Genomic DNA, 4,616 nt, shown 5'->3' with positions numbered 1-4,616 from the left:
GCGGCGGGATCGGTGGGCGTGGCCGTCGCCCCCGGGAGCAGGTAGGCGTTGCTGGTGGTCCGGGCGCCCGTCGCGGTGGTCTCCACCGAGGTGACACCGACCCGGTTGCGGACCACCGTGCCGGGCGGAGCGCCCGGGCGGACCCGCCCGGAGATCGTGATCCGCGGCGCCGCCCCGGCGGTGTCCAGGCGCAGGTCACCGAGGTCACAGACGACGGTACGCGGGGACGCCGCGCATCGGCCCGGCTCGGCCCGGGCGGTGACACCGTCGAGGTCGACCGTCGTGGTGAACGTGACCCGCGTCGTGGTGAGGGTGCCGCTGCCGGAGATCGTGACGGTGTGGGTCACCTGTTGCCCGGGCAGCGCGCCGAACGGTGTCGACGTCAACACCGGCGCGGCGTCCACCGACGGCGACGGCGTCGGAACAGCCGCTGCCATCGCGGCCATCAGGCCCACCGCCGACGCGGCGAACGACTCCCACATGGGCACACTGTAGGCCGACGGGACTGCAGGCGCTGAGCCGGCGATCAGCGTGGCGTCCGCGCCGGTCGCCGGTGGCGGTCGCCGGTGGCGGTCGCCGGTCGGCGGACGGGGCGACACGGGCGCGGTCGCCGCTTGCTCAGCGCCTGGTCGGCGGAGCGAGGGTCGGCCCCCCGACAGTCGAATGAACGGGTTCCATTCGGCAAGAGTTTGCGATCAAAGTTGACGGTACCGGACCCGGCGGGTTTGGAGGCGGTCCGCCGGGTCGACGTCGAGCAGGGTGGCCAGCTCGTACGCCAGTACCGCTCCCAGTCGGTCGAGGAACGCCGCGGGCTCGTCGGCGGCGTCGGGTCGCTCGGCCACGATCCGGTCCACAATGCCCCGTGCCCGCAGGTCCTGCGCACGGATGCCCTGCGCGGCGGCGACCTGCGGCGCCCGCTCGACAGTGCGATGGAGGATCGCCGACGCGCCCTCGGGCGGCAGCGGCGAGAGCCAGCCGTGCGCCGCGGCGATGACCCGGTCGGCCGGCAGCAGGGCCAAGGCGGCACCGCCGCCGCCCTGGCCCAGCAACACGCACAGGGTCGGCACCGGCAGGGTGAGGAGATCGGCAAGGCAGTGGGCGATCTCTCCGGCCAGGCCACCCTCCTCGGCCTGTGGGGAAAGGGCGGCGCCCGGCGTGTCGACAACGGTGACGACGGGCAGGCCCAACTCTGCGGCGAGCTTGAACCCCCGCCGGACGGCCCGCAGGCCGGCGGGGTCGGGCGGGCTGTCGCGCCGGTCGTGTCCGACGACCACGGCGGGGGCTTCCCCGAAGCGGGCCAGCGCCACGATCACACCGGCTCCGGTTTCGCCGCTCCGGGTGCCGTGTAACGGCACGACATCCCGGCCGGCGTGTCTCAGCAGTCGGCGGATTCCGGGACGGTCCGCCCGGCGGGATCGCCGGACGGCGTCCCAGGCGGTGGGTTGACCGGGCGGGTCTTCCATCGGGATCGGCGTACGGGGGAGGCGGCGCGGCGCGTGGAGAGTGGCCAGCGCTCGCTCGGCCAGCGGCGCCACCTGCTCCGGCGCGACGACCGCGTCGATCAGACCGTGTTTGTGGAGGTTCTCGGCGACCTGCACCCCGGCCGGGAACGGTGAGCCGGTCAGCGCCTCGTGCACCTTCGGCCCGAGGAAGCCGATCAGCGCGCCCGGCTCGGCGACTGTCAGGTGCCCGAGGGACCCCCACGACGCGTACACGCCGCCGGTCGTCGGGTGCCGCAGATATACGAGGTATGGCAGCCCCGCGACCTTGTGCGCGGTGATCGCCTGGCTGATCTTCACCATCTGCAGGAACGCGATCGAGCCTTCCTGCATCCGGGTGCCGCCACTCGCGGGCGCGGCAAGCAACGGAATCCGCTCGGCGGTCGCCCGCTCGACGGCCCGGGTGAGCCGCTCGGCCGCCGCGACGCCGATCGAGCCGCCGAGAAATGCGAACTCGCCGGCGATGACGGCGACCCGCCGTCCGCCGAGCCGGCCCGCGCCGGTGAGGACCGCCTCGTCGACGCCGGTGGTCCGGCGCGCGGCGGCCAGGGCAGCCGCATAGTCGGCGTCGAGCGGGGCCGGATCGGCAACCGCCTCGTCCCACGACACCCACGTGCCGGGGTCGATGACCAGTTCGATGAGCTCCCGTGCCGATCTCTTCACACCCGGTCGGCCTCCGGAGGCAGCCTCGTCAGCCCGGTCGCCAGCCATGATCACACCATAGTCGTGGCGGGTTCCCGCGATGAGAGACCTTGAAGATCGGTCCTCGGCAACGGGGCCCCGCGCAGGGGGGGCCTTCCACGGTCGATGCGGGTCGTCAGTCGACCAGCTCGGCGATCTGGCGCAGCTGCCGTGGCCCGCCCTGCACCAGCAGGGTGGTGATCACGCTCTCGCGCCACCGCTGCAGCTCGTCCTTGATCTTCGCGGTCGGCCCGATCAGCGCGATGTCCTCCACCAGTGCGGTCGGCACGGCGGCGATCGCCTCCTGCTTGTTGCCCTCCAGGTACGCCTCGGTGATGACGTCGCACTCCCGCTCGTATCCGAGGCGGGCGATGACGTCCCGGTGGAAGTTGGTCGACTTGGCACCCATGCCGCCGACGTACAGCGCGACGAACGGCCGGATCCGATCGGCCGCCCGCTCCACGTCATCGTCGACGACGATCGGCACGGTCGCGGCGATCTCGAACTCGTCCGGGCCGCGGCAGGCGCCCGGACGGGCGAAGCCCTCGGCCAGCGCGGCGCGGTAGAAGCCGTCCGCCTTGGGGGAGAAGAATAGCGGCAGCCAGCCGTCGGCGATCTCGGCCGCCAGCGCCACGTTCTTCGGCCCTTCGGCGGCGAGGAAGATGGGGATGTCGGTGCGCAGCGGGTGGACGGTGGACTTCAGCGGCTTGCCCAGGCCGGTGCCGCCGCGATGCGGCAGCTGGTAGAAATCGCCGTCGTACTGAACCGGGCCGCCGCGGGCGAGGACGGCGCGGATGATCTCGATGTACTCCCGGGTCCGGGCCAGCGGCCGGGGGTAGGGCTGGCCGTACCATCCCTCCACGACCTGCGGACCCGAGGCGCCGAGCCCGAGTATGAACCGGCCGCCGGACAGGTGGTCGAGGGTGAGCGCCGCCATCGCGGCGGCGGTCGGCGTGCGGGCCGACATCTGCATGATGTTGGTGCCCAGCCGCACCCGGGACGTGCTGGCGCCCCACCAGGCGAGCGGGGTCAGGCAGTCCGACCCGTACGCCTCGGCGGCCCAGACGGAGTCGAAGCCGAGGCGGTCGGCCTCCGCTATGGCCTCCGTGACGCCGGCGGGTGGGCCGGAGGACCAGTAGCCGGTGGTGTACCCGAGTTTCATCGTGCGGCCTTCCGTGTCACGGGGCGATGCCGTCGGCGGCGAGACCGGCGACGACCGCCTCGCTCAACGTGTGGACGGCGGAGAGTGGGCGGACCATGACCGTGAACTCCTCGATCAGACCGTCGTCGCCGAGCTGGAGCAGGTCGAGGCCGTGGATCTGCTTGCCGCGCACGGTCGCGCGGAAGATGAGGATGTGCGACTCGACCGGCCGGCCAGCCGGGCCGATCTCGGCCTCGCCGGCCAGCTGCCCGACGTACCGGAAATCCTCGAACGTGCGCAGGAGCACGCGGAGGAGCCCGTGGACGGCCTGCGCCCCCTCGAACGGCGTGAACTTCACCGGGCTGAAGAAGCGGACGTCCGGGCTGAACAGCCCGTCGCACGCGGCCAGGTCTCCGGCCTCGACGGCGGAACGGAACCGCTCGACGGTCGTCACGGCGGCCTCCCTATAGTCAACAATAGGAGTAGTCATATCACTGACTATGCGACGAGGGAAGTGGGAGGTGTGGCCGATGGCGTTGCGCCACGCGGTGCTGGCGGCACTGCTCGACGGCGAGTACAGCGGGTATCAGCTGGCCAAGGCCTTCGATGTGTCGCTGTCGAACTTCTGGTACGCGGTGCCCCAGCAGCTCTACGCCGAGCTGGCGAAACTGGAGCGCGAGGGACTGATCTCCGGCCGGCAGGTCATCCAGCGGGACCGGCCCAACAAGCGACTGTTCACGGTCACCGACGCCGGCCTCGCGGAGCTGGCCGCGTTCGCTGCGACGCCGTCGAAGCCGTCGTCCATCCGGGAGGATCTGCTCGTCATGGTCCAGGCCGTCGATCTGCTGGACCCGGCCCCGGTCATCGTCCAGCTCGAGGAGCGTGCGGTCACGGCGGCGGCGAAGGTGGAGATCTTCGATCGGATGCTGCAGCGGCTGCGTGGCGAACTCGACGAGGAGACGTTCCTGCGCGAGGGCGACCGGATCGGCCCGTACCTGACCTGCCTACGCGGCCGCCGATTCGAGCAGGAGAACCGCGAGTGGTGCGAGCAGGCCGCGGCGCTGTTGCGCGCCCGGGCGCCGCTGCCACGGTGACGCCGCTGTCGGTGCCATCAGCGCAGGGTGGGGCGCGTGAACAAGGTCCCGCTCAGCGGCTGGTCGGTGGGCACAGCAGCCGCTGCACCAGTGGCAGCTTCAGGGGTTCGAGGCAGAGGTCGAGCAGGGGGGCCTCGGGCGTCGGTGGCGCGGTGGTCGGGCTGGGGGCGGTGGTCGGGGGCGGCGTCGTGGTCGGAGGCG

Annotated in this window: 5 protein-coding genes; 1 reads left to right on the top strand and 4 read right to left on the bottom strand. The window is 72.4% G+C overall.

Annotated elements, in window-relative coordinates:
• The 4 genes from JNW89_RS28365 to JNW89_RS28350 all read right to left on the bottom strand — a co-directional run.
• Nucleotides 1-482, bottom strand: a 482-nt coding sequence (locus JNW89_RS28365) for a hypothetical protein (RefSeq protein ID WP_238451443.1), incomplete at its 3' end; no start/stop codon positions are given.
• Between the two features lie 213 nt (nucleotides 483-695).
• Nucleotides 696-2,162 (bottom strand): acetyl-CoA carboxylase carboxyltransferase subunit alpha/beta, encoded by a 1,467-nt coding sequence (locus tag JNW89_RS28360; RefSeq protein ID WP_238451442.1) that lies wholly within the window; start codon nucleotides 2,160-2,162, stop codon nucleotides 696-698.
• Nucleotides 2,163-2,316: 154 nt separating this feature from the next.
• The gene (locus tag JNW89_RS28355; protein WP_238451441.1) at nucleotides 2,317-3,342 is read right to left on the bottom strand and encodes an LLM class F420-dependent oxidoreductase; all 1,026 of its coding nucleotides are present in this window, start codon (nucleotides 3,340-3,342) and stop codon (nucleotides 2,317-2,319) included.
• A gap of 16 nt (nucleotides 3,343-3,358) precedes the next feature.
• A complete protein-coding gene (locus JNW89_RS28350; protein ID WP_238451440.1) occupies nucleotides 3,359-3,775 on the bottom strand; it encodes a nuclear transport factor 2 family protein in 417 nt (138 codons plus the stop codon).
• A gap of 76 nt (nucleotides 3,776-3,851) precedes the next feature.
• Between JNW89_RS28350 and JNW89_RS28345 the strand changes: the two genes are divergently transcribed.
• Nucleotides 3,852-4,415, top strand: coding sequence for a PadR family transcriptional regulator (locus JNW89_RS28345; RefSeq protein ID WP_238451439.1), 564 nt, complete (start codon nucleotides 3,852-3,854; stop codon nucleotides 4,413-4,415).
• Nucleotides 4,416-4,616 lie beyond the last annotated feature (201 nt).

The sequence above is a fragment of the Micromonospora sp. 4G55 genome (assembly GCF_016803375.1).
This window is presented reverse-complemented; position numbering and strand designations above follow the sequence as displayed.